The organism is Agarivorans aestuarii (assembly GCF_019670125.1).
Taxonomy (GTDB): domain Bacteria; phylum Pseudomonadota; class Gammaproteobacteria; order Enterobacterales; family Celerinatantimonadaceae; genus Agarivorans; species Agarivorans aestuarii.
This window is the reverse complement of the sequence record NZ_AP023033.1, coordinates 4,430,001-4,451,999: the sequence shown is the minus strand read 5'-3', so window position 1 is coordinate 4,451,999 and position 21,999 is coordinate 4,430,001. Positions and strand designations below refer to the sequence as shown.

Here is a 21,999-nt window from a genome sequence, read left to right as displayed (position 1 = left end):
TATGAATAATGAAAGCAGCCTAACTAGGCTGCTTTTTTTGTTTGCGTTGGTTGCCAATGGCATCCCAAGTGAATACTGCCAAGCCTAACCAAATAAAGGCAAAGGTGAGTAATTTCATCGGCTCCAGTGGTTCGCCATAAACGCTGGTGGCCAAAATGAACATTAGCGATGGGCCAATGTATTGGAAAAAGCCGATGCTTGATAAGCGCAAGCGGGTGGCAGCGGCGGCAAAGCACAATAGTGGCACAGTTGTGACGATACCCGCGCTCAATAATAGTAGGTTTAACTGAGTATCGTTATTGGCCATTTGGCTGCTGGCTGAATCAGCAAAAAGCCATAAATAGCCTATGGCGAGAGGCAATAGCCACAGGGTTTCGACAAACAAACCAGGCAAAGCGCCTAAGTTAACCTTTTTGCGTAATAAGCCATATAGGCCAAAACTTACTGCTAGACTCATTGCTATCCACGGCAGCGAGCCATAGCTAATTACTTGAATCAATACGCCGATTAAGGCCAAGCCAATGGCAGCCCACTGAGCCCGGCGAAAACGCTCACCCAAGAACAGCATGCCCAGCACCACATTAAAGAGTGGATTGATGTAGTAGCCCAAGCTGGCATCCAACATCCGGTCATTGTTTACCGACCAAATAAAAATTAGCCAGTTAATACCAATAAACAGTGAGGTTAGCGCTAGAGTTGCCAGCTGCTTAGGGTGTTTTAATACTGCGCTAACTGCCGACCACTGCTTGCCTACGGCGAGCATCACCGCTACAAAAATGCAGGACCATAACACCCGATGCGCCAAGATTTCATAGGCAGGTACCGCGCTTAAGCTCTTAAAATAAATGGGGGCAATTCCCCACATGGTGTACGCGGCTAAAGCAAATATAACGCCGTGTTTAGTGGCTTGATTAGGCATATAAAATGAGAAAGGAAGAAAAGTCAGCGTAGTGTAGCAGGCAGGTGGCAATGCAGCCATATATTCGCGGTGTAAGTTTTGTCAGCGAATTATACCTCCGAAGCGGCTTCGCAATAAAGCTTGTTCCATACCTTATGTAACTGCGGTTCGGCTTGGCACAAGGTGTCGATTTTCTGAATAATGGCCTTACTTTGACTATTCTGCGCTTCTAGCAAAAGGTGGAGGAGGTGTCCTAATACGCCATGCACAAAGCGCTCGTTTAATGGCTCGTGATAGCTTTGCCAAGCACGAACACAGCTGTAACCGGGAATGATGTCTTTAGCGTAGCTAGATAAAATGCGCATTGGCCAAGGGCGCTGAATCTCATCCTGAGTATTTAAACATGCTCCTAAGGGTTGCTGAATATGCAGGTAACGCAATAGACAGCGGTCGCGCTCGTTTAGGCAATCATCATGGATTTGTTCGAAATGCTGTAAGTCTTGCTCTGGTTTTTCAAATATTCCTAGCTGCTTACATTCAACAATGCGGTAGTCGGGGAAGTGGGCAAAATCGCCATAACCTTCTAGCTCATGATCTAGCCATTGGTCCAAGTCTTCTAGCTGTAAGTCGGCATTAATCTTTTTTACTTCTAGTAACACGCTATTTAAAGTATTGATTAACAAAGAGGAGCTGTAAGTGGTGCTCATTATTTTACTAGCCTGTGCCGCAGTCGATGTCCTAATTTAGTATAGCCCTAACTGAGTGGAAACCATCAACATTGAGTTGATATTTCGACAAAAACTCCTTTTTTGATGGCAAGTTTGCTGCACTAACCCACTAAGTAAGTACCCGTGCCAAAGGCAATGTGGGTGCCTTCTTGATTGTGTAGTTCCATACGTGCAACGGTAACCTTATTGCCGGAGCGGATTATCTCGGCAGAGGCGTAAAACACTTCACCAATGCCCGGACGCAGGTAGTCGATGCGCAGATCAATGGTGCCGGTTTTAGAGATGCGCGCAGACAGCTCTTTACTAGATAGGTTTTCCAAACGTTTTACTGCCGCTGCGGCGGCGGTCATGCCCCCAGCGACATCTAAAATGGTTGCAGTAGCACCGCCGTGCAATATGCCATGAATGGGATTACCTACTAATTTGGGATCCATGGGCAGCTTTAACTTAACCCCAGTTGCGCTGTAATCCACTAACTCAATGCCAAGTAGTTGATTAAACGGCATTTGATTAATGAAGGTGTCGGCAATGGCTTGGCGCCATTTTTGTTGTCTTGGGCTCGTCATGCTGTATCCATACAAAATTAAACGCTTGTTTAAATACTGTATAGCGAGAAAAGAATAAAGGCAAACCAAGACAAGCCGCTGCAGCTTGATTACAATGTGCGACCGATTAGCCACTCACTGTTTTTGGATCTCGAGCCTTAATGCAACGCGCCCAGCAAGTTTTACAAGATGTATTTGGTTTTGCCGAGTTTAGAACTGGGCAAGCGGCGGTGATTGAGCGGCTATTAGACAACAAAGACTGTTTAGCAATTATGCCAACCGGTGGCGGCAAGTCGCTATGTTATCAAATTCCCGCTTTGGTAAAGCCGGGTTTAACGGTGGTGGTATCTCCGCTTATCTCCTTGATGAAAGACCAAGTAGATAGCCTGCAACACAATGGCGTAAATGCAGCATATTTAAATTCTAGCCTTGAGCGAGAGCAGCAGTTTCAAATCTATCGAAGCTTGCAGCAGGGCGAGCTTAAACTGTTATACATTTCTCCAGAGCGCTTAATTAATGGTGATTTAATTGAGCGACTGCAAGCCATGCCTTTGGCGATGTTTGCGATTGATGAAGCTCATTGTATATCCCAGTGGGGTCACGATTTTCGACCAGAATATAATGCCCTTGGCTGCTTAAAACAGAACTTCCCTTCGGTGCCTTTGGTGGCCCTAACGGCTACCGCTGATGACACTACTCGACAAGACATATTGCAGCGGCTTGGTTTGCCTGATGCCTTCACTCTAGTATCAAGTTTTGACCGACCGAATATTCGCTACACCTTGCAGGAAAAATATCGCCCCTGGCAGCAGCTTAGCGATTATGTAAAACGCCGTAAGGAAGATAGCGGCATTGTTTACTGCAGCAGCCGTAAGCGGGTAGAGGAGCTAGCCCTAAAACTCAGCGCCGAAGGTATTCGCAGTGCTGCTTATCATGCTGGTTTACCCATCGAACAGCGCCAATTAGTGCAAGAACAGTTTCAACGTGATGAAGTTGAAGTAGTGGTTGCCACGGTTGCCTTTGGGATGGGCATTGATAAACCCAATGTACGCTATGTTTTTCACTATGATATCCCTCGCAACATTGAAGCCTATTACCAAGAAACCGGCCGTGCTGGCCGCGATGGTACCGAGGCAGAAGCGGTGTTTTTGTATGATCCCGCCGATGCCAACTGGGTAAGGCGAATGATTGATGAAAACGAAAATGAGCAACAACGCCAAGTAGAGAGTCATAAGTTTAATGCCATTGTCGCCTTTGCCGAGGCGCAAACTTGTCGTCGTCAGGTATTGCTTAACTATTTTGGCGAATACCTATCCAAGCCTTGCGGCAACTGTGATGTGTGTTTAGACCCGCCCAAGCAGTATGACGGCTTGCAAGATGCTCAAAAAGCCTTGTCTTGTGTTTATCGCTTAGGTCAGCGCTTTGGTATAGGTTATGTTATTGAAGTGCTGCGAGGCAGCATGGGCCAACGCATTTTAGAACAAGGCCATGATAAGCTGTCTACTCATGGGATTGGTAAAAGTGCCAGCCATGAGCACTGGATGAGTGTATTACGCCAGCTTATTCACCTAGGCTTATTACAGCAAAACATAGCCCGTAGTTCGGTATTGCAATTAACTGAGGCTGCACGGCCATTTTTAAAAGGTGAACAGCCCTTATCGCTGGCGGTGCCGCGCTTAAACACAACCAAGCAAAGTAAAAAAACCACCAGTTATGGGGTTTACGATAAACGATTGTTTGCCTTGCTACGTAATTTAAGAAAGCGTTTAGCCGATGAAGAATCAGTGCCGCCGTTTGTGGTGTTTAACGACGCCACATTAATAGAAATGGCTCAGCAAGTGCCGCAGACTCAACACGAGATGTTGGCGATAAGTGGCGTTGGTTTGAAAAAACTAGAACGCTACGGCTATCAGTTTTTAGGCTTAATCGACCAATATCAGGCGAGTTAAGCAACCGCCTTATACTAAGGATCGCAGATGGAATTTGTGAATCGTTTTTCCAATGAGCTACCCGAGCTGTGCCATCACCAGCAGCCAACGCCGCTAAAAGATCCTGAGTTAGTGGTGCATAGCCATGCAGCTGCTGAGTTAATTGGCTTAGACAGCGAGTTTATGGCTGGTGAGCAAGCTCTTGGCTTAAGCGCTGGCAGCCTGTTGATTGATGGCATGCAACCGGCCTCAACGGTGTACGCTGGCCATCAGTTTGGTGGTTATAGCCCGCAATTGGGCGACGGCCGAGCATTGTTGCTTGGCGAAGTAAAAAACGCGCAGGGCGACTATTGGGAACTGCAATTAAAAGGTTCCGGCTTAACGCCTTTTTCTCGCCAAGGCGATGGTAAAGCAGTACTTCGCTCCAGCATTCGAGAGTTTTTAGCCAGCGAAGCCATGGCCGCTTTAGGCATTGCAACAACCCGCGCATTAAGCTTAACGGTGGGTAGCGGCTTGGTGCAGCGTGAGCGCTTTGAAAAAGAAGCTATGCTGCTACGTATGGCGCCAAGCCATATTCGTTTTGGTCATTTTGAATACCTGTATTACCAGCAACAAACTCAACCATTAAAACGCTTAGTAGACTTTTGCTTAAGCCATTATTTTAGTGATTGTTTAACTGCCGAAAATCCGGTGCTAGCTATGTTAGAACAAGTAGTGGATAGCACCGCGTTGATGATTGCTAAGTGGCAGGCCGAAGGCTTTTGTCATGGCGTAATGAATACCGACAATATGTCGATTTTGGGCTTAACCATTGATTATGGCCCTTATGGATTTTTAGATGACTACAATCCTAGACACGTTTGTAACCATAGCGACCATTATGGACGTTATGCCTTTAACCAGCAGCCCGCTGTGGGGCTTTGGAACCTACAGCGGCTAGCTCAGGCACTGTCAGATTTTGTGCCAAGTGCCAAGTCAGAACCTTTGTGGCTGCGTTACCAGCAAAAAATCAACCAGTATTACCAAAGCTTTATGTTGAATAAGCTTGGCTTCAAGCAGTGGCAAGACAGTGATGAACAGCTGGTGGGTTTACTGCTTAAAGTGATGGCTGAGCAAAAGGCCGATTACCAGCAAAGTATGCGCGCTTTGGCGCAACCGATAGACCGCTTAACTAAACAGCTAGCAGGGCCTTGGCAAGCCTGGCTAAAACTCTATGCCGAGCGCAGCCAGCAAAATGGTTTGGATGAACAACAGCGTATTTTGACCGTTGAGCAACATGTGCCCTTCTATGTACTACGTAATTACTTGGCCCAGCAAATGATAGAACAAGCTGAAGACGGAAGTTATGCACAGCTCCGCCAATTGCATCAAGTACTCAATAATCCCTTTACTGAGCAAGTCGATGCCCAGCATTTTTCTGAGCCACCGCCAGCTTGGGGTAAGTGTTTGGAGATCTCATGCAGCAGCTAGCCGGCGGGATAGAAGTGCTTTCAGAGCACGCTGTGATCACTATTAGCAAAGCCTTTTCTGAATCGCAGTTTTTAGCCAGTGCCAAACAGTTTGTACAACAGCAGCAATGGCAACAGGCGTTTATTGAACAGGGCGCCGATTGGCAGGTATTAGGCTTTTATATCGAACAGCAACTGTGGTGGTTTCGTTATGATGCGCTAAGCCAAGGCGCTTGGTTTGAGTGCGCCAATAGTGAGCACTTTCAGACCAGTTATGCCCCATTATTGGCCGCCTTAAATCATGCCAATTTCACCTAAACAAAATTATATTTTTAGGCTGGTTAAAATGTGATCCATTACAAGGTTTCCCGCAGGCTTATCTTCTATATTAATCCACCTGCCAGCGTTGAGTTGTTTATTAATTCACCGCTAGGTCGCGAAAAGCAATGTCATGGAATGATGTTTTCCACAATAAGGGAACTGTTTGCCACTCCAATTTTTTGCCTTTCTTTATCTATAAGTTATTGAATTAAAACTTATTTGTTGCTTTGTATTTAGCTTGTGATTTTTTCGCGAGAGAATTTCTGCTGTTTGTCAACAGAGTTATCCACAATTTGTTGCGGCCGATAACGCTTAACTCTGGTGCATTTAGGGTGGCTGTGGCATCATCGAGCGCAATGAAAATCTGAACGATGGATCACGGTAATGGCAACCCTTCCCGACCAACCCTTAGTGCTTGTTGACGGCTCTTCTTATCTATATCGCGCTTACTACGCTCCTCCACATCTAACTAACTCTAAAGGCGAAGCCACAGGTGCTGTTTATGGCGTTGTGAACATGCTGCGCAGCTTACTTAAGCAATTTAAGCCAGAGCATATTGTGGTGGTGTTTGATGCCAAGGGTAAAACCTTCCGTGATGACATATATAAAGAATATAAAGCCAACCGCCCTTCCATGCCCGATGATTTGCGCAGCCAAATAGCGCCATTGCATGCGGTGATTAAAGCCATGGGATTGCCTTTAGTTGCTATTGAAGGTGTTGAAGCCGATGACGTTATTGGCACCTTAGCCAAGCAAGCTTCGGCCGAAAATAAAGCCGTGTTAATTAGCACTGGCGATAAAGACATGGCGCAGCTGGTGGATGAAAACATCACCTTGATCAATACCATGACCGACACGGTGATGGATCGCGCCGGCGTGATCGATAAGTTTGGTGTACCACCAGAGCTTATTATCGATTACTTAGCGCTAATGGGCGACAAAGTGGATAACATTCCTGGCTTGCCAGGGGTGGGCGAGAAAACTGCTTTGGCCATGTTGCAAGGCATTGGTGGCGTGGATGACTTACTAGCTGATCCAGACGCAGTGGCGCCGCTGGGCTTTCGCGGCTCTAAAACCATGCCTAAGAAACTACGTGAACACGCTGAAGATGCGCGTTTATCTTATTTGTTAGCCACCATTAAATGCGATGTTGAAGTCGGCTTTAGCATGGATGACATGTTACGGACCGAAGAAGATAAAGATGCGCTGATTAAGCTATTTGGTGAATTGGAATTTAAGCGCTGGTTGAGTGAAGCGCTTAGCCCATCAAATAACAGCGCCGCAGCAGAACCAAATGCTGAGGCCGAAGTGGCTGCTCCTGCTGTTGAGCTTAAAGGAGAGTACGAGACTATTCTTACTAAGCAGCAGTTTGAAGAATGGTTGGAACGCCTAAATAGCGCTGAGCTTATCGCTATTGATACCGAAACCACCTCGCTTAACTACATGCAAGCTGAGCTAGTTGGTTTATCTTTTGCCGTTGAAGCAGGCAAAGCGGCTTACTTACCGGTAGCTCACGATTATTTAGATGCGCCTGAGCAACTAGAGCGTGACTGGGTATTAGCGCAGCTTAAACCATTATTGGAAGATCCTAATAAAGCGAAAGTTGGCCAAAACCTTAAGTACGATGCTAGTGTGCTTGCTCGCTACGACATTGCGCTCAAAGGCATTAAGTACGACACCATGCTGGAGTCGTATGTGCTCAATAGCACCATTACTCGCCACGATATGGACTCGTTGTCGTTGCAGTACTTGCAACACAAAACCATCAAGTTTGAAGACATCGCAGGTAAAGGCGCTAAACAGCTTACCTTCAATCAAATTGAACTTGAAACAGCAGCACCTTATGCAGCAGAAGATGCAGACGTTACCTTACGCTTACACCAAACTCTGTGGGCCAAGCTAGAGAAAGAGCCAAAGCTGAAAAGCTTGTTCGAAGAAGTCGAGTTGCCTTTGGTCAGTGTATTATCGCAAACCGAGCGTCAAGGTGTGCGTATTGATAGCCAACGCTTAGCGCAGCATAGTTTGTCTTTAGGCGAGCGTATCGACGGTTTAGAGAAGCAAGCGCATGAGCTAGCTGGCGAACCGTTTAACCTTGGCTCGCCTAAGCAATTACAAACCATTCTATTTGAAAAAATGGAACTGCCAGTTATTAAGAAAACCCCTAAAGGTGCGCCGTCTACTGCCGAGGAAGTGCTGCAAGAGCTGGCGTTAGATTACAGTTTGCCAAAAGTGATTTTAGAATATCGAAGCCTGTCTAAACTAAAATCTACTTACACCGACAAACTGCCTAAAATGGTAGAACCAAGCACTGGCAGAGTGCATACCTCTTATCATCAAGCGGTAACAGCAACGGGGCGTTTCTCATCTACCGATCCTAACTTGCAAAATATTCCTATTCGCCATGAAGAAGGACGTAAAGTACGTCAGGCTTTTGTACCTGCCGATGGTTACAAACTGGTCGCGATAGATTATTCACAAATTGAGCTGCGTATCATGGCGCATCTTTCTCAAGATGCTGGTTTGCTAAAAGCCTTTGCTGCCGGAGAAGACATTCATAAAGCCACTGCTGCAGAAGTATTTGGTAAAGAGCTAGAGGCTGTAAGTGGTGATGAGCGCCGCAGTGCCAAGGCGATTAACTTTGGCCTCATTTATGGCATGAGCGCCTTTGGTTTAGCCAAGCAGTTAGGCATTGCTCGAGCCGATGCGCAAAACTACATGAATCGTTATTTTGAGCGCTACCCTGCGGTGTTGGACTACATGGACAGCACTCGAGATTTTTGCCAAGAACACGGATATGTAGAAACCCTATTTGGCCGCCGCTTGTATTTGCCAGAGATTAACTCGCGCAATGGCATGCGCAAAAAAGCGGCCGAACGAGCTGCGGTGAATGCGCCAATGCAAGGCACTGCCGCTGATATTATTAAAAAGGCGATGATTGCGGTTGCCCAATGGCTTGATACTCAACCGAGCGAGCACTGCAAGATGTTGATGCAGGTTCACGATGAACTGGTATTTGAAGTATTAGAAAGTGAGTTAGAGCAGATTGTACCAAAGCTTACCGAGCTGATGGAACAGGCTGTGACACTAGATTTACCATTAGTTGCTGAATCTGGAATAGGTAATAACTGGGACGAAGCCCACTAGTACTCAATTCGCTAATAGAAAACAGTGGAAGATAGCAAAGGAGGCGATGGCCTCCTTTTTTTGTGCTTCAAGGTTTTGCGAATTTTGGTAATTATGAAAACCTTTTCGCGTAATTTAAAAACTAATGTATACCTCCAAAGTGAAATTTCCTTACAGAAAGTGCTTTATTTTTCATCGATGATCCTCTAGAGTAACTCTTGTAGGGTACAGAGGTAAGATGTTCTATCTTTCAGACCTTTATTTCACGTAGTTGAAAAAGGCTATTTTGCCGCCCCGATGGGTTTCCATCGGGGCGTTTTTTTGTCTTAATGCCAGTGATTGCCTGCCTTCTCTCTCATTTTTTAAACTCATTTATGCTCCTTGTCTAAGAGGGGGCTCTAGCTGTTGTTTCTTATTTTCTGATATTTGGTTGCTAAATTACGATATTTGGGAATTTTGTATTCAAAATACCATTGATTGATGGTGTTTGATTGCTGTTGGCTTAAGGACTGGATGAATAACAAAAGCTTCCATGAAAGAAAATTGCACATTTTTAGAAAATTTTGTGAACTAATCGATTTTCAGAGAGTCATAATTAGTGCAATTGGAATAGTGCTTTCAGTTTTTAAGAATTTCTTTTCTTACATGCCTCATCGGACGATGGGGCTTTTTTTTGCCTGCTGTTTAGTGCTGAGAGGTTTTGGTTTAGGCTCTGGATAGAAAAACGCCACGTTAAAGTGGCGTTTGGATTTAGCTAATAACTTGCTTACTCGTAGTAAGGCTTAATCACTTCAATCTTGCCGTTGTCGTCAATGTTTAGCACGGCCATCTTAATGCTGCGTAAGTGGGTTTGCCCGGCTGACAAAGTACTGTCGTGGTAGAACAAGAACCACTTGTCTTGGTACTTAACAATTGAGTGGTGAGTGGTCCAACCCAATACTGGCTCTAAGATTACGCCTTCATAGCGGAACGGTCCATAAGGTGAATCACTGCTCGCGTAAGCAATTTTGTGGGTATCGCCTGTAGAGTAAGAGAAGTAGTAACGGCCGTTGTGCTTGTGCATCCATGGGCCTTCAAAATAGCGGCGTTCGTTGTCACCTGCTAGTAGCACATCGCCATTCTCATCGACAATTTCGATTTCCTTCGGCGTTTCAGCAAACTCCAACATGTCGTCGGTCATTTTAGCCACTAAGGGTTTTAGCGCTGGTTGGTCGTCGGCAGGGAACTGCTCTTCACCAAACTCGCCGTTGCGCCAGTTTTGTAATTGGCCACCCCATAAACCGCCAAAATACATGTAGTGACTACCGTCTTCGTCTTTGAATACCGCAGGGTCGATACTAAAGCTGCCTTTAATCGCTTCTGCTTGCGGGATAAATGGCCCTTCTGGGCGGTCACCCACAGCGACACCAATTTGGAAAATGCCATCGTAGTTGCGCGCAGGGAAGTATAAGTAGTACTTGCCATCTTTTTCTGCAGCGTCTGGTGCCCACATTTGTTTCTCTGCCCAAGGCACGTCTTTTACATCTAGCGCGTTACCATGGTCGGTGACTACGCCAAAAGGACGGTCTAATGAGAAAACATGGTAATCACGCATGTCAAAGTGATCGCCGTTGTCATTTAGTGGCTGGCCGTTATCTACATCGTGAGAGGGATATACGTAAAGCTTGCCGTTAAATACATGGGCTGAAGGATCGGCGGTATACATATGCGTCACTAAGGCGCCACTAATCGGTTTTAGCTCACTGGCGCGCGCTTTATCTACGGAGCTTACTGCTTCTGCATCACTGATCTCGCGAGGCTCTTCTACTCTAGCCTTGGTTGCGTCATTCACGCTCATGGTGTTTCCTCATTAAGTTTTTCGCCAGTATAACGATCTCAAACTTGATAAGTTTTACGTTCTTCGGTAGCCCAATTGCAAAATCTACCCCGCAAGCACAATTTGTTATAAAACTATGAGCAAGTGCACAAGCAGCGTGATATTTCATGAAACCTTATGAAATAAATGATTGGCCTTATCTTATGCTGGTGGGTAGTGGCAGTATTGGTAGGGGCGTAATGAGGAGAGAGCTCGCCTCAGTGGCGAGCTTAGCGCTATTACTCAGCGTCGCTTGGTGAGTTTTCTAAATGTTGGTCAAACCATCCCACAAGGGTATTTTGCAGTAAATCTAAACCTTGTTTTTTCAAAGAAGAAAAAGCTTCTACTCGAACATTGCCACCAAATGCTTTGGCTGTCTCACGGCCCTTCAAAATCGCTGTTTTACGCGCACCTTGTTTTAACTTGTCTGATTTAGTTAAAAGCGCGAGTACTGGCAGTTCACAATCTACAGCCCATTGGATTAGACCAGCATCGGTATCTTTGAATGGATGGCGAATATCCATTAATACCACGATGCCTTTTAAGCTTTGGCGATCTTGTAAGTATTCAGACAGTGACTTTTGCCACTGCTTTTTAACTTCTTCTGGTACTTGAGCAAAACCGTAGCCAGGTAAGTCAATTAGGCGAAAACCTTCGGATATTTCAAAAACGTTAATTAATTGAGTTCGACCTGGTGTTTTACTGGTTCGTGCTAAGCTTTTTTGACGAGTAAGGGTATTTAAAGCACTAGACTTACCCGCGTTTGAGCGTCCGGCAAAGGCGATTTCAATTCCACTATCTTCAGGCATAGCCTGAATATTAGGCGCGCTGGTTATGAAGTGGGTGTTTTGAAAATGATATTGCGCCATGGTTATGTTGAGCTCCACAAGGAAATTAGGGTAATACATTACGTTTTTGGCAAAATTGTGTAAAATAATGCCGTTACTGGACTCGCTAAGTGTATCACGGGCACCAGTGTGTGGTTTGGAATAATACTAATAAATGGAATGTCATGAAAAAACTTACCTTAGTTTTAATGTTAATGGCGGGTGTTGCCAGTCCGGTTTGGGCAAAGGGAGATGCTGCTGCTGGAGAGCAAAAAGCTGCAACTTGTAAAGCTTGTCATAACGAGCAAGGCGAAGCTGCAGGTTATCCTAAATTAGAAGGCCAACACGCTGGTTATTTGCTTAAGCAGCTTAAAGAATTTAAAGCCGGCGCAATTAGCGGCGGTACCGAAGGACGTAACAACGCCGTAATGGGCGGTATGGCAATGCCATTGTCTGAGCAAGACATGGAAGATTTAGCCGCTTATTACTCAGGCCAAGCGATGAGCCCTAACACCACTGCCCCAGAATATGTTGAAGCAGGTCAGCAACTTTATATGGGTGGCGATTTAGAGCGTGGCATTGCTGCTTGTACAGCCTGTCATGGCCCACGAGGTGTTGGCCAAAGCTTAGCTGGTTTCCCGCGAGTTTCTTCGCAGTATGCGGGTTACATTAAGTCGCAGTTAGAAATGTTCCGCAGTGGCGAGCGTGCTAACGACTTAAACGGCATGATGCAAGATGTTGCTGCCAAATTAAGCGACAAAGATATCGAGATATTATCGCAGTACTTAGGTGGCTTACACTAAGGTTTATCTGGGCAGCGCCCGCTGCCCAGCTGTTTTTGATTTATTATTCGCCATCTTAGTTCTAAGTGTTACACTTGCGCCCCTAAAAAATACGGCAAGGTGTTGATTGGTGAAATGTCCACTCTGTAGTGCCACATCATCCAAGGATTTTTATCGCAATAAACGCTGCCAATACTGGCATTGTTCAGAATGTGATTTGATCTTTGTAGACCCTGGCGATGTACTCAGTACTGAAGCTGAAAAAGCCCAATATGACTTGCATAATAATGACCCGCAAGACCAAGGCTATTTAAACTTTTTACGGCGTTTAAGTGAGCCGGTTATTGGCCAGTTGACAGAGCCGGTTGTTGGCTTAGATTTTGGCTGTGGCCCTGGGCCTGCACTGTGTGAATTGTTGGCGCAAGCAGGGCATCAGTTACTGAACTATGATCCAATATATTACCCCGATGAGCAGCGCCTAACCGAGACTTATCGCTTGGTCACTAGCAGCGAAGTGGTGGAGCATTTTAACCACCCAGCTCAGTCTTGGAAGCTGTTAACAGGCCTAGTGGCTGAAACGGGGTTATTGGCCGTAATGACTAAACGCCATTGGGGAACAGAAGTGTTCCCCCATTGGCATTATAAAAATGATCCTACCCACGTAGCGTTTTACAGTGATAAAACCTTTACTTGGTTAGCTAATCATTATCAGATGAGATTGGAGATAGTTGGCCCCGACGTGGCGCTATTTCACAGAGGTAAACAAAATGTCTAGAAAAAAGAATCGTAAAGGCGGCTTAATTGGGGTGCGTAAAGACCCTGACTTTAAAGCTAAACGTGTTACTGCGCCGGATCGTAAAAAAATTGGTAAGGGAAAAGCCTCTGGCAGTCGTCAGCAAGAAGCAGAGTTGGTGCAGCAGCAAGCCGCTAATGCCCAGAAAAAAGATCCGCGTCATGGTAGTAAAGAGCCAGTAGCGCTGGGTGTTGCCAAGCCAGCAGCTAAACCTGCAACTAAGCCCGCTAAAGCAAAAGCCAAAGTTGTACTCACTCCAGAAAAAGAGTTGGCCATGCTAGAAGCCGACACTCGCCTTGAAAGCCTAATCGACGTGTTAGATGAAGGCGGTGAAATCAGCAAACAAGAGCAGCAGTGGGTGGATAAACAATTAGCACGTCACGCTGAATTGCTAGCCGAACTAGGTTTGTCAGAAGAAGCCGAAGAAGCGGAAGCTTTAGATGATGATGAGCAATTATGGCGTTCATTAAATAGTTCTTCCTTGGATCAATATAAGGATTAGTCTTGATGGTTTGGTTAGCGGTAGCCGCAGTTATTATTGTGTCAGCCTTAGCCATTTATGCCGCCTTATTAGTAGGGCGCTTAATGGGGCAACAAAAAGTGATTAAAAACGCGGTTGCTAAGCGTAATCAAAACTTGGTAACTGATATTCGTTACATTGCAAAAGCCATGCAGGAAGACCGTTGTGGTTTGTCTGAGGGTGTGATCCGCATCAGCAATCTGTTGATTGCTTTGCAAACTCCGCAGCTAATTGATTGGGCGCAGCGCTACCCTGCTGTTTTTCAGTTATATAATGCGGTAAAAGAGTTACCCACTCATGAGGCGCGCAACAAACTGCCTTTGCAGCAGCGTATGCGCCAAGATCTGCAGCGTGAAGCAGAAGAAAAAGCCTTAGAGAAACAAATATTACAAGAAGCCGAAGCACTGGAACAACTCAGTGCTAACGCACTCTAGGAGAGCACGTAAATGTCAGTAGCAATGGTGGATTGGGATCAGCAACTGATCGAGAAGTATAACTACTCGGGCCCGCGTTACACCTCTTACCCCACTGCCCTTGAGTTTAACGAAGACTTTGGTGAGCAAGAGTTTGGCATTGCTTGTGATAAGTTTCCTGAACGTGATTTATCGCTGTATGTGCACATCCCGTTTTGCCATAAGTTGTGTTACTACTGCGGTTGTAACAAGGTGATTACCCGTCATCAGCATAAGGCCGACATTTACTTAGACTACCTAGAACAAGAAATTCAGCTGCAAGCGCCACGTTTTAAACAGCGCAAAGTAAGTCAAATGCATTGGGGCGGCGGTACACCAACTTATCTAGAGCCAGAGCAGCTTAAGCGCTTAACTAGTCAGCTATTTAGCCAGTTTGAATTTGCCGATAATGCCGAAGTTAGCATTGAGGTCGACCCTCGCGAAATAGAACTTTCTACGATTAACCTTTTGGCCGAACTGGGCTTCAATCGCTTGAGCTTAGGTGTGCAAGATTTTAACAAGCAAGTGCAACAGGCAGTTAATCGCGAACAAGACGAAGCGTTTATTTTTGCCTTGGTAGAGCGCGCTAAGCAAGTTGGTTTTAATTCGGTAAATATTGACCTTATTTATGGTCTTCCGCATCAAACACGTGCGAGTTTCCAACAAACCTTAAGTCGCGTGCTGGATTTAGATCCAGACCGTTTATCGGTATTTAATTATGCCCACCTACCTAGTCGTTTTGCAGCGCAACGTAAAATAGACGAAAGCGCTATGCCAAGCAGCGACGAGCGCTTAGGTATTTTGCGTGACAGCATCGAGTTTTTAACTACTCACGGCTATCAGTTTATTGGCATGGATCATTTTGCCAAACCTGATGATGAACTTGCCATTGCTCAAAGTAAGGGTGAGTTACATCGTAACTTTCAGGGCTACACCACCCAAGGCGAAGCCGATTTACTGGGTTTAGGGGTGTCTTCTATTTCGATGTTGGGTGACGCTTACAGCCAAAACCAGAAAGATCTTAAAACCTACTACGCGCAAATCGACCAACAGGGGCATGCGCAGTGGAAGGGAATTGCACTCAATCAAGATGATTTAATTCGCCGCGAATTGATTAAGACCCTGATATGCAATTTTCAACTGAGTTTTAAAGATATAGAGCAGCAGTTTGATTTAGATTTTCAGCAATACTTTGCTGAAGATATGCAGCTGCTAAAACCTTTTGTTGAAGATGGTCTAGTTAGTTTAAGTGCCGACGCCTTGCAGGTTACCAACAAAGGACGCTTGCTGATTCGTAACATTTGCATGTGCTTTGATGTGTACTTTAGAAGCCAAGCGCGGCGACAGCAATTTTCAAGAGTGATATAACAGTGCGGAGCTTAGGCTCCGCTTTTTGTTAGTGGCTTAAACACTCGTGGTAAGAGTCGGCCAGTTGTTGCAGCAATTCAAAGTAGCCGTTTTTGTCATTGTTTACGCTAATCCCTAGAGGGTCGAGCAAGCTAATTTGCGCACCGCTATGTTGGCTAATGCTTTCTAGCAATGCACCATCAAATTGGGGTTCAGCAAAGATACATTTGGCTTTGCCTTGCTCTAACTGCTGGCGAATATTCAGCAAGCTTTTAGCGCCAGGACGACGCTGCGGGTTAATGGTAAATTCACCTAAACGATTTAAGCCAAACTCGCGTTCAAAATAACTATAACCATCGTGAAAAACAAAATAGCCTTGCTGTTTAACCGCTTGGAGTTGCAGATTAATGCTACTCACTACCTTTGCTAGCTCTTGATTAAAGCGTTCAAGCTGCTGCTCTAATTTGGCTTTATCTTCGGGCATTTTAGCAATTAACTGCTCGGTAATTGCAGCGGCAATAAGCTTAGCTTCATTGGGGCCTAACCAAATGTGCGGGTCTACTTCATGGTGGTGGTCGCCATGGTGGTGATCGTGGCCTTCATCGCCATCAATGAGTTCTAACTGGGGTATGTCTAGCAGCGCTAGTTGGCTGGCACTGGTTTGGCTAAGCGGTTTACTTAAGAATGGCTCTAGTTCATCACCTACCCAAATAACTAAATCGGCCTGACGCAGTGCACGCACATCCGATGGGCGCAGCGCATAATCGTGCGGCGATACGTTGGGGCTTACTAGGTAATCAACATTGAGTTCACCTTCACTTAAGCTACTAACAATGAGTTGCAAAGGTTTAATACTAACTAAGATGTTTGGGCTAGTGGCCCAGCTTGGTATAGCGAAGAACATCAGAACAAAAAGCAGGTTACGCATACAAGATTTTGAGAGTGATTTGGTAAAATAATACGATAGTGTAACATCTAGTGTAGAATAGCGCGCCCTAGTAAACGCCACTGGGGCTTATTCAGCTAGTTATCTATAGGATGCAGGATTGACCACTTTACTTTCGCTTAACAATATTTGCGTTAGCTTTGACCAGCGCATGGTTCTCGACCATGTTTCGTTGGAGCTAAATCGTGGTCAAATCACCACATTAATTGGCCCTAACGGTGCCGGTAAAAGCACCTTGATTAAGGTTATTTTGGGCCTTATTTCTGCAGACTCCGGTGATATTACTCGTGCTTCAAAATTACGTATTGGTTACGTACCGCAAAAAATCAGTTTAGATGAATCGTTCCCCCTCACCGTGGAGCGTTTTCTTAAGCTAGCTAGGCATTCTTCTAAGCTAGGTTTAACTAAGGTTATTCGCCAGCTTAGTATTGATAGCTTGCTAAAGCGGCAAATGGTGCGTTTGTCTGGCGGCGAAATGCAGCGAGTATTGTTGGCGCGGGCCTTGTTGGGTGAGCCGCAACTGCTGGTATTAGACGAACCCGTGCAGGGAGTCGACATCTCTGGGCAGATAGAGCTTTATCAATTGATTGCTGATATCGCCCAGCAAATGGGGTGCGGGGTGCTGTTGGTCTCTCACGATTTGCACTTGGTAATGGCGGGCACCGATCATGTAATTTGTTTAAATCACCATGTTTGCTGTCATGGGGAGCCCGAGAGCGTGGCTCAACATCCAGAATTCGCACGGCTTTTTGCGCAAAACGAACGCCAACAGCTTGCGGTTTATACCCATCACCATGTTTGTGACGATCACGACCATAACCACAATCATCAGCCAAGCACTGAAGAGAACAACTAGCACATGGACGATTTTTTAGTAAATGCTTTATTGGCAGGCTTAGGTATTGCGGTATTAGCGGGGCCGCTGGGCTCATTTATGGTGTGGCGTCGTTTAGCTTATTTTGGCGATACCTTGGCGCATGCCTCGTTATTAGGGGTAGCGCTAGGTTTATGGTTGCAAATCAACCCGGTGATAGCGGTGGTCTTTAGCGGGGTTATGCTGGCTATAATTTTGTTATCGCTACAACGCTACAAGCAGCTAGCCAGTGATACTTTACTGGGGATTATGGCGCATTCGGCATTGTCTTTAGGTTTAGTCGTGGTTGCTTTAATGGACAATGTACGCATTGATCTAATGGCGTATTTGTTTGGTGATTTACTAGCGGTAACTCAACAAGATTTATTGTGGATTTGGGGCGGCGGTGCTTTAGTGCTTGGTTTATTGCTGAGCCAGTGGAACAAGCTATTGTCGGCCACAGTGAATGAGCAAATCGCCGAGGTGGAAGGCGTAAACGTGGGCTTGATGCGTGCGCTGCTGTTGCTATTATTGGCGGTGGTTATTGCAATAGCCATGAAAATAGTTGGCGCATTAATTATTAGTTCGCTGTTGTTAATTCCTGCTGCAACGGCACGTCGTTTAAGCCGCTCTCCCGAGCAAATGGCATTGTTCGCTATCGCCTTTGGCGCGATCTCAGTAGTGCTTGGTTTGTGTTTATCTTGGTATCAAGATACCCCTGCGGGGCCATCGGTAGTGGTATGTGCCGCGCTGCAGTTTTTATTAGTTCATAGTTTAGTTAAAGTGCAAAAATAATGACCGACTCTTTAGTTACTCCAGTAAGTGATTCAATTGAGCAAGCCGTTGCCACACTTAAGCAAGGCTTGGTATTAGCCTACCCAACCGAAGCGGTTTACGGCCTTGGCTGTGACCCCGATAAGCAAGCGGCAGTAGAACGAATTCTGGCAATAAAACGCCGGCCCGTTGAAAAGGGGCTTATATTGCTCGCCTCTGAGTTAGAGCACTTATTGCCTTATATCGACTATGCTGCGTTATCTGCCGAACAGCAGCAGCTGTTAGTGAGTGTTCAAGCGCGGCCAACCACCTGGTTGGTGCCAGTATCTACCAAAACACCAAAGTGGATTAGTGGGCAGTTTAGCTCAGTGGCGGTGCGGTTAACTCAGCATCCTGTTGTTGCAAAGCTATGTACCGGTTTAGGTAAGCCAATTGTGTCTACTTCGGCCAATTACAGTGGCGAAGCCCCGGCCGAAACTGCGCAGCAAGCGGCTAAGTTGCAGGGTTTGGGGTTGGCATTAGACGGGGCGTTGGGCGCCGCTAAACAAACTAGCCAAATAAAAGACATTTTTACTGGGCAAGTGATCCGCGCCTAGATTGAATACAGGAAGCCTTATGCAAGACGTTGATATCGAAGCCGTTCGCCAATTCTTTCTCACGCTACAACAATCCATCTGTCAGCAACTGGAATTACAAGATGGCGCAGCAACATTTTTGCATGATGATTGGCAGCGTGACCCAGCAGAGCATAAAGGCTTAACTGGCGAAGGCCGTACTCGGGTGCTTACTAATGGTAAGGTATTTGAGCAAGCGGGAGTCAACTTCTCTCACGTTTGTGGCAAAGAAATGCCAGCTTCCGCTACCGCGCAGCGCCCCGAGTTGGCAGGCCGTCACTTTGAAGCGATGGGCGTCTCGTTGGTGATTCACCCAAACAATCCAATGGTACCTACTTCACATGCTAACGTGCGCTTCTTTGTGGCAGAAAAAGAAGGTGAAGAACCAATTTGGTGGTTTGGTGGCGGTTTCGATTTAACCCCGTATTACGGCTTTGACGAAGACTGTATCTCGTGGCATCAAACTGCAGCTGATTTATGCCAACCCTTTGGTGAAGATGTTTATCCGAAATATAAAGCTTGGTGTGATCGTTATTTCTTCCTAAAGCATCGTAACGAAACGCGGGGTGTAGGAGGCTTATTTTTTGATGATCTCAATGAAGCTGGTTTTGCTCAGAGTTTTGCCTTTACTCAAGCTATTGGCGAGGGCTTCTTAAATGCCTATTTGCCGATTGTAGAGCGACGTAAAGACAGCCCGTTTAGCGAGAAACAACGAGATTTTCAATTGTATCGTCGTGGCCGCTATGTTGAGTTTAATTTGGTTTACGATCGCGGAACCTTGTTTGGCCTGCAATCGGGTGGTCGTACCGAATCCATCTTAATGTCCTTACCGCCCTTGGTGAAGTGGCGTTATAACTGGCAGCCAGAATCAGGTAGTCCAGAAGAGCGTTTATATCAACGTTATTTGGTTCCGCAAAACTGGTTAGAGATGGCGAGCTAAACACTGTAAAAAAACCGACTTATTTTCTTGCAAGAATGCCGACTATGGATTAATTATTTTAACTGTTGGGTTTTAAGTCCCCCACTTTTGATGATTTTTTTTTTAGTTGAGTCTGAGCTATGAATGGATCGTTTTCGGCAAAACGCCGATTTGCAGATGATAAAAACTTTCGCCGCGGCTTTTCTCGCAGCGGCGCATTCACCATTAAAGAAGCCGAGTTACTTGAGCGCTGCGGTAGCGCGTTTAAAGAGCTTGATGAATCTATCCGCGAGCCCGTGGATGATATTGAATCTCACTTTGTATCGGTATGCCGTGGCGATGCCGAGCCCGAAACCGCCGAGCAGAAGGTCTGGCTTAAATATAAAAAGCTTACTGGCCGCAAAGCATTTCATGGTTTAGTGAGTAATCCGCCTAAAGCCAGTGTGACCGAAACAGCCGCTAACAGCGATGATGACGATGTTGAAGAGGTCGATGGTCCCGAGATTGACGACGAAGATTAATTATTGCGTCGTTACAGGGTTAATTTTTCAACTTTGTACTTTGGCTTTTTCTTAAAGCCTTGTTAAGGTGCGTTATTATTTGTTTTAGTAGCGCACCTAATGGATTTATACGCAGTATTTGGCAACCCAATTAGCCAGTCGAAGTCTCCTTTCATTCATACTTTGTTTGCTCGCCAAACCCAGCAGCAGTTAAGTTATACCGCCATTGAACCAGCAGAAGACGGCTTTGCAGACGCTCTTGCTAAATTTTGGCAAGAAGGCGGGAAGGGCTGCAATGTTACTGCGCCATTTAAAGAGCAAGCTTTCCAAGCTGCACAGCAACATACCGAGCGGGCTTTATTAGCTGGAGCGGTGAACACGCTAAAGTTAACCGATGACGGTATTATTCTTGGCGACAATACCGACGGCGCTGGGTTAGTTGCAGATTTAATTGCCAACTTCGGCGAACTGAAAGAATTGCGAGTATTGCTGTTAGGTGCGGGCGGTGCTGCGCGCGGGGTAATCCGTCCTTTATTAGATGAGCAAATTAGCGAGCTGGTAATTGTTAACCGCACGGTGGCTAAAGCCGAAGCGCTTGCCGAGCGCTTTAGTGAGTTTGGTAAGGTCTCTAGTAATTCATTCGAAGACTTGTCAGGTCAGTTTGATATCATCATTAACTCTACTTCGGCAGGCCTCAAGGGGCAGCTTCCGCCATTAAAGGCAGAGTTAATTCAAGCCGCCACTCGATGTTATGACATGACCTACTCAGCCGATGTAACCGCCTTTAATGCTTGGGCTGCAGAGCAAGGAGCAACAAAAGTGGTTGATGGTTTAGGCATGCTGGTGGGTCAAGCCGCCGAAAGTTTCACTGTTTGGCGAGGGATTCGTCCTGGTTTTCGTCAGGTGTTACGCGAATTACGCCGCAACCTTAGTCGTTAGGCCTTATCTCCATTCCTATGTGTGGAATGTTGTCTTCAAGGTAGGGCTCGCTGCAGATAACAAAACCAAGGCCTTGATAGAAATCTTCCAGATAGCGTTGCGCAGAAATGTGAATGGTGGCGTTGGGCCAGTGTTGTTGGCATTGGCTTATAGCTTGTTGCATAAGTTGTTGCCCTAGCCCCGTACCTCTTGCGCTGGCTTTGGTGACAACTCTACCAATATGGGCACTTAATGGCTCACTAGTATAGATGCGCGCATAAGCTACTAGTTCGCCATCTTGATAGGCCATTACATGCTCCGCCTGCAAGTCTTTTCCATCGGCGTCTTGATAGGGGCAGTTTTGTTCAACAACAAACACTTCTTCGCGCAGCATCATCATTTGATAAAGCTGTAGGGTATTAAGTTGATTAAAGGCCAAGCATTGCCATGTTATCATCTAATTTTCACTTGCAGTTTGTCGGTTCAATGGCAACACTTTAAGAACAGCGCGCAGAAAAAACAACTAGTCCGTTGCCGGAGTAAATAAATTATGAATCAAGCCATTATAATTAGTGACGATCAACGTTGGCAGGCTGTTAATCAGTGTGTTGAATTTAGCGCTCAGGTAATGGGTGCGCGAGTGCAATGTGCTGTTCGTAAATCTACCCTCGAGCATTTGGTGGGACTACCGCTAACTAACGACGATAAAATGCTCGAGGCTTATCACAGTGTTCAATTTGATATCGAAGAACTTCTAGAGCAAAAGCTACAGCAGGAAGACTTCGAGCCTAATGGCGAAATTATTGTTTAAGCCTGTTCTTCTAGGTACTTTTGTTTCAGGCGCACGTAGTTGTCGGCCGATTCGCTTAAAAAGGCTTTCTCTTTCTCATTCAAAGGACGAGCTTGTT

At 45.8% G+C, this 21,999-nt stretch carries 24 protein-coding genes (1 of these 24 cut by a window edge); 16 read left to right on the top strand and 8 right to left on the bottom strand.

Going from position 1 to position 21,999, the window contains the following annotated elements; translation table 11 throughout:
• Positions 1 to 19: 19 nt before the first annotated feature.
• The 3 genes from rarD to K5609_RS20560 all read right to left on the bottom strand — a co-directional run bounded on the left by rarD (position 20) and on the right by K5609_RS20560 (position 2,192).
• The gene (gene rarD, locus K5609_RS20570) at positions 20 to 919 is read right to left on the bottom strand and encodes an EamA family transporter RarD (RefSeq protein WP_221077323.1); all 900 of its coding nucleotides are present in this window, start codon (positions 917 to 919) and stop codon (positions 20 to 22) included.
• Between the two features lie 89 nt (positions 920 to 1,008).
• Positions 1,009 to 1,605 carry an AbiTii domain-containing protein gene (locus K5609_RS20565; RefSeq protein ID WP_221075253.1) on the bottom strand — a complete coding sequence of 199 codons (597 nt, stop codon included), beginning with the start codon at positions 1,603 to 1,605 and terminating at the stop codon, positions 1,009 to 1,011.
• A 122-nt stretch (positions 1,606 to 1,727) separates the two neighbouring features.
• Complete coding sequence (locus tag K5609_RS20560; RefSeq protein ID WP_221075252.1) at positions 1,728 to 2,192, bottom strand: thioesterase family protein; 465 nt, start codon at positions 2,190 to 2,192, stop codon at positions 1,728 to 1,730.
• Between the two features lie 140 nt (positions 2,193 to 2,332).
• Here K5609_RS20560 and recQ point away from each other — a divergent pair, with 140 nt between their 5' ends.
• The 4 genes from recQ (at position 2,333) to polA (ending at position 9,012) form a co-directional block, all read left to right on the top strand.
• Positions 2,333 to 4,120, top strand: a complete 1,788-nt coding sequence (gene recQ / locus K5609_RS20555) for a DNA helicase RecQ (protein WP_221075251.1) — start codon at positions 2,333 to 2,335, stop codon at positions 4,118 to 4,120.
• Positions 4,121 to 4,147: 27 nt separating this feature from the next.
• Positions 4,148 to 5,569: a protein adenylyltransferase SelO gene (locus K5609_RS20550; RefSeq protein ID WP_221075250.1), complete on the top strand. Its 1,422-nt coding sequence runs from the start codon at positions 4,148 to 4,150 to the stop codon at positions 5,567 to 5,569.
• Positions 5,557 to 5,865, top strand: coding sequence for a DUF3630 family protein (locus K5609_RS20545; RefSeq protein ID WP_221075249.1), 309 nt, complete (start codon positions 5,557 to 5,559; stop codon positions 5,863 to 5,865). The genes K5609_RS20550 and K5609_RS20545 overlap by 13 nt, the downstream gene beginning before the upstream one ends.
• 387 nt (positions 5,866 to 6,252) lie before the next feature.
• Positions 6,253 to 9,012 carry a DNA polymerase I gene (gene polA, locus K5609_RS20540; RefSeq protein WP_221075248.1) on the top strand — a complete coding sequence of 920 codons (2,760 nt, stop codon included), beginning with the start codon at positions 6,253 to 6,255 and terminating at the stop codon, positions 9,010 to 9,012.
• A gap of 745 nt (positions 9,013 to 9,757) precedes the next feature.
• On the opposite strand, the gene K5609_RS20535 is transcribed toward polA, so the two are convergent.
• Positions 9,758 to 10,828, bottom strand: a complete 1,071-nt coding sequence (locus K5609_RS20535; protein ID WP_221075247.1) for a glycoside hydrolase family 43 protein — start codon at positions 10,826 to 10,828, stop codon at positions 9,758 to 9,760.
• Between the two features lie 257 nt (positions 10,829 to 11,085).
• Complete coding sequence (yihA, locus tag K5609_RS20530) at positions 11,086 to 11,721, bottom strand: ribosome biogenesis GTP-binding protein YihA/YsxC (RefSeq protein ID WP_425514842.1); 636 nt, start codon at positions 11,719 to 11,721, stop codon at positions 11,086 to 11,088.
• Between the two features lie 137 nt (positions 11,722 to 11,858).
• On the opposite strand from yihA, the gene K5609_RS20525 reads away from it, so the two are divergent.
• From K5609_RS20525 to hemN, 5 genes are all read left to right on the top strand, one after another.
• Positions 11,859 to 12,476 carry a c-type cytochrome gene (locus K5609_RS20525; RefSeq protein WP_221075245.1) on the top strand — a complete coding sequence of 206 codons (618 nt, stop codon included), beginning with the start codon at positions 11,859 to 11,861 and terminating at the stop codon, positions 12,474 to 12,476.
• Between the two features lie 109 nt (positions 12,477 to 12,585).
• Positions 12,586 to 13,230 carry a methyltransferase domain-containing protein gene (locus tag K5609_RS20520; protein WP_221075244.1) on the top strand — a complete coding sequence of 215 codons (645 nt, stop codon included), beginning with the start codon at positions 12,586 to 12,588 and terminating at the stop codon, positions 13,228 to 13,230.
• Positions 13,223 to 13,750 (top strand): Der GTPase-activating protein YihI, encoded by a 528-nt coding sequence (gene yihI, locus K5609_RS20515; protein ID WP_221075243.1) that lies wholly within the window; start codon positions 13,223 to 13,225, stop codon positions 13,748 to 13,750. The genes K5609_RS20520 and yihI overlap by 8 nt, the downstream gene beginning before the upstream one ends.
• A 5-nt stretch (positions 13,751 to 13,755) precedes the next feature.
• Entirely contained in the window at positions 13,756 to 14,202 is a 447-nt protein-coding gene (locus tag K5609_RS20510; protein ID WP_246612011.1) for a DUF2489 domain-containing protein, read from the top strand.
• 12 nt (positions 14,203 to 14,214) lie between these two features.
• A complete protein-coding gene (hemN, locus tag K5609_RS20505) occupies positions 14,215 to 15,588 on the top strand; it encodes an oxygen-independent coproporphyrinogen III oxidase (RefSeq protein WP_221075241.1) in 1,374 nt (457 codons plus the stop codon).
• A gap of 28 nt (positions 15,589 to 15,616) precedes the next feature.
• On the opposite strand, the gene znuA is transcribed toward hemN, so the two are convergent.
• Positions 15,617 to 16,495 carry a zinc ABC transporter substrate-binding protein ZnuA gene (znuA, locus tag K5609_RS20500; RefSeq protein ID WP_221075240.1) on the bottom strand — a complete coding sequence of 293 codons (879 nt, stop codon included), beginning with the start codon at positions 16,493 to 16,495 and terminating at the stop codon, positions 15,617 to 15,619.
• Positions 16,496 to 16,613: 118 nt separating this feature from the next.
• Here znuA and znuC point away from each other — a divergent pair, with 118 nt between their 5' ends.
• The 6 genes from znuC to aroE all read left to right on the top strand — a co-directional run bounded on the left by znuC (position 16,614) and on the right by aroE (position 21,112).
• A complete protein-coding gene (znuC, locus tag K5609_RS20495) occupies positions 16,614 to 17,369 on the top strand; it encodes a zinc ABC transporter ATP-binding protein ZnuC (RefSeq protein WP_221075239.1) in 756 nt (251 codons plus the stop codon).
• Positions 17,370 to 17,372: 3 nt separating this feature from the next.
• Positions 17,373 to 18,161 (top strand): zinc ABC transporter permease subunit ZnuB, encoded by a 789-nt coding sequence (znuB, locus tag K5609_RS20490; protein ID WP_221075238.1) that lies wholly within the window; start codon positions 17,373 to 17,375, stop codon positions 18,159 to 18,161.
• Positions 18,161 to 18,736 carry an L-threonylcarbamoyladenylate synthase type 1 TsaC gene (gene tsaC / locus K5609_RS20485; RefSeq protein ID WP_221075237.1) on the top strand — a complete coding sequence of 192 codons (576 nt, stop codon included), beginning with the start codon at positions 18,161 to 18,163 and terminating at the stop codon, positions 18,734 to 18,736. The genes znuB and tsaC overlap by 1 nt, the downstream gene beginning before the upstream one ends.
• 19 nt (positions 18,737 to 18,755) lie before the next feature.
• Positions 18,756 to 19,694: an oxygen-dependent coproporphyrinogen oxidase gene (gene hemF, locus K5609_RS20480; protein WP_221075236.1), complete on the top strand. Its 939-nt coding sequence runs from the start codon at positions 18,756 to 18,758 to the stop codon at positions 19,692 to 19,694.
• A gap of 119 nt (positions 19,695 to 19,813) precedes the next feature.
• Positions 19,814 to 20,194, top strand: coding sequence for a MaoP family protein (locus K5609_RS20475; RefSeq protein ID WP_016400041.1), 381 nt, complete (start codon positions 19,814 to 19,816; stop codon positions 20,192 to 20,194).
• A gap of 99 nt (positions 20,195 to 20,293) precedes the next feature.
• Positions 20,294 to 21,112 (top strand): shikimate dehydrogenase, encoded by an 819-nt coding sequence (aroE, locus tag K5609_RS20470; protein WP_221075235.1) that lies wholly within the window; start codon positions 20,294 to 20,296, stop codon positions 21,110 to 21,112.
• On the opposite strand, the gene K5609_RS20465 is transcribed toward aroE, so the two are convergent.
• Positions 21,102 to 21,548 (bottom strand): GNAT family N-acetyltransferase, encoded by a 447-nt coding sequence (locus tag K5609_RS20465; protein WP_221075234.1) that lies wholly within the window; start codon positions 21,546 to 21,548, stop codon positions 21,102 to 21,104. The genes aroE and K5609_RS20465 overlap by 11 nt on opposite strands.
• A gap of 93 nt (positions 21,549 to 21,641) precedes the next feature.
• Between K5609_RS20465 and K5609_RS20460 the strand changes: the two genes are divergently transcribed.
• Positions 21,642 to 21,902, top strand: a complete 261-nt coding sequence (locus tag K5609_RS20460) for a DUF1488 family protein (protein WP_016400038.1) — start codon at positions 21,642 to 21,644, stop codon at positions 21,900 to 21,902.
• Here the strand turns inward: K5609_RS20460 and K5609_RS20455 are convergent.
• Positions 21,899 to 21,999 carry the 3' end of a gamma carbonic anhydrase family protein gene (locus K5609_RS20455; RefSeq protein WP_016400037.1) on the bottom strand. The gene runs 436 nt beyond the window's last position, so 101 of the gene's 537 nt are visible here — the last part of the coding sequence; its start codon lies off the right edge, out of view; the stop codon is at positions 21,899 to 21,901. The two genes, K5609_RS20460 and K5609_RS20455, sit on opposite strands and share 4 nt — an antisense overlap.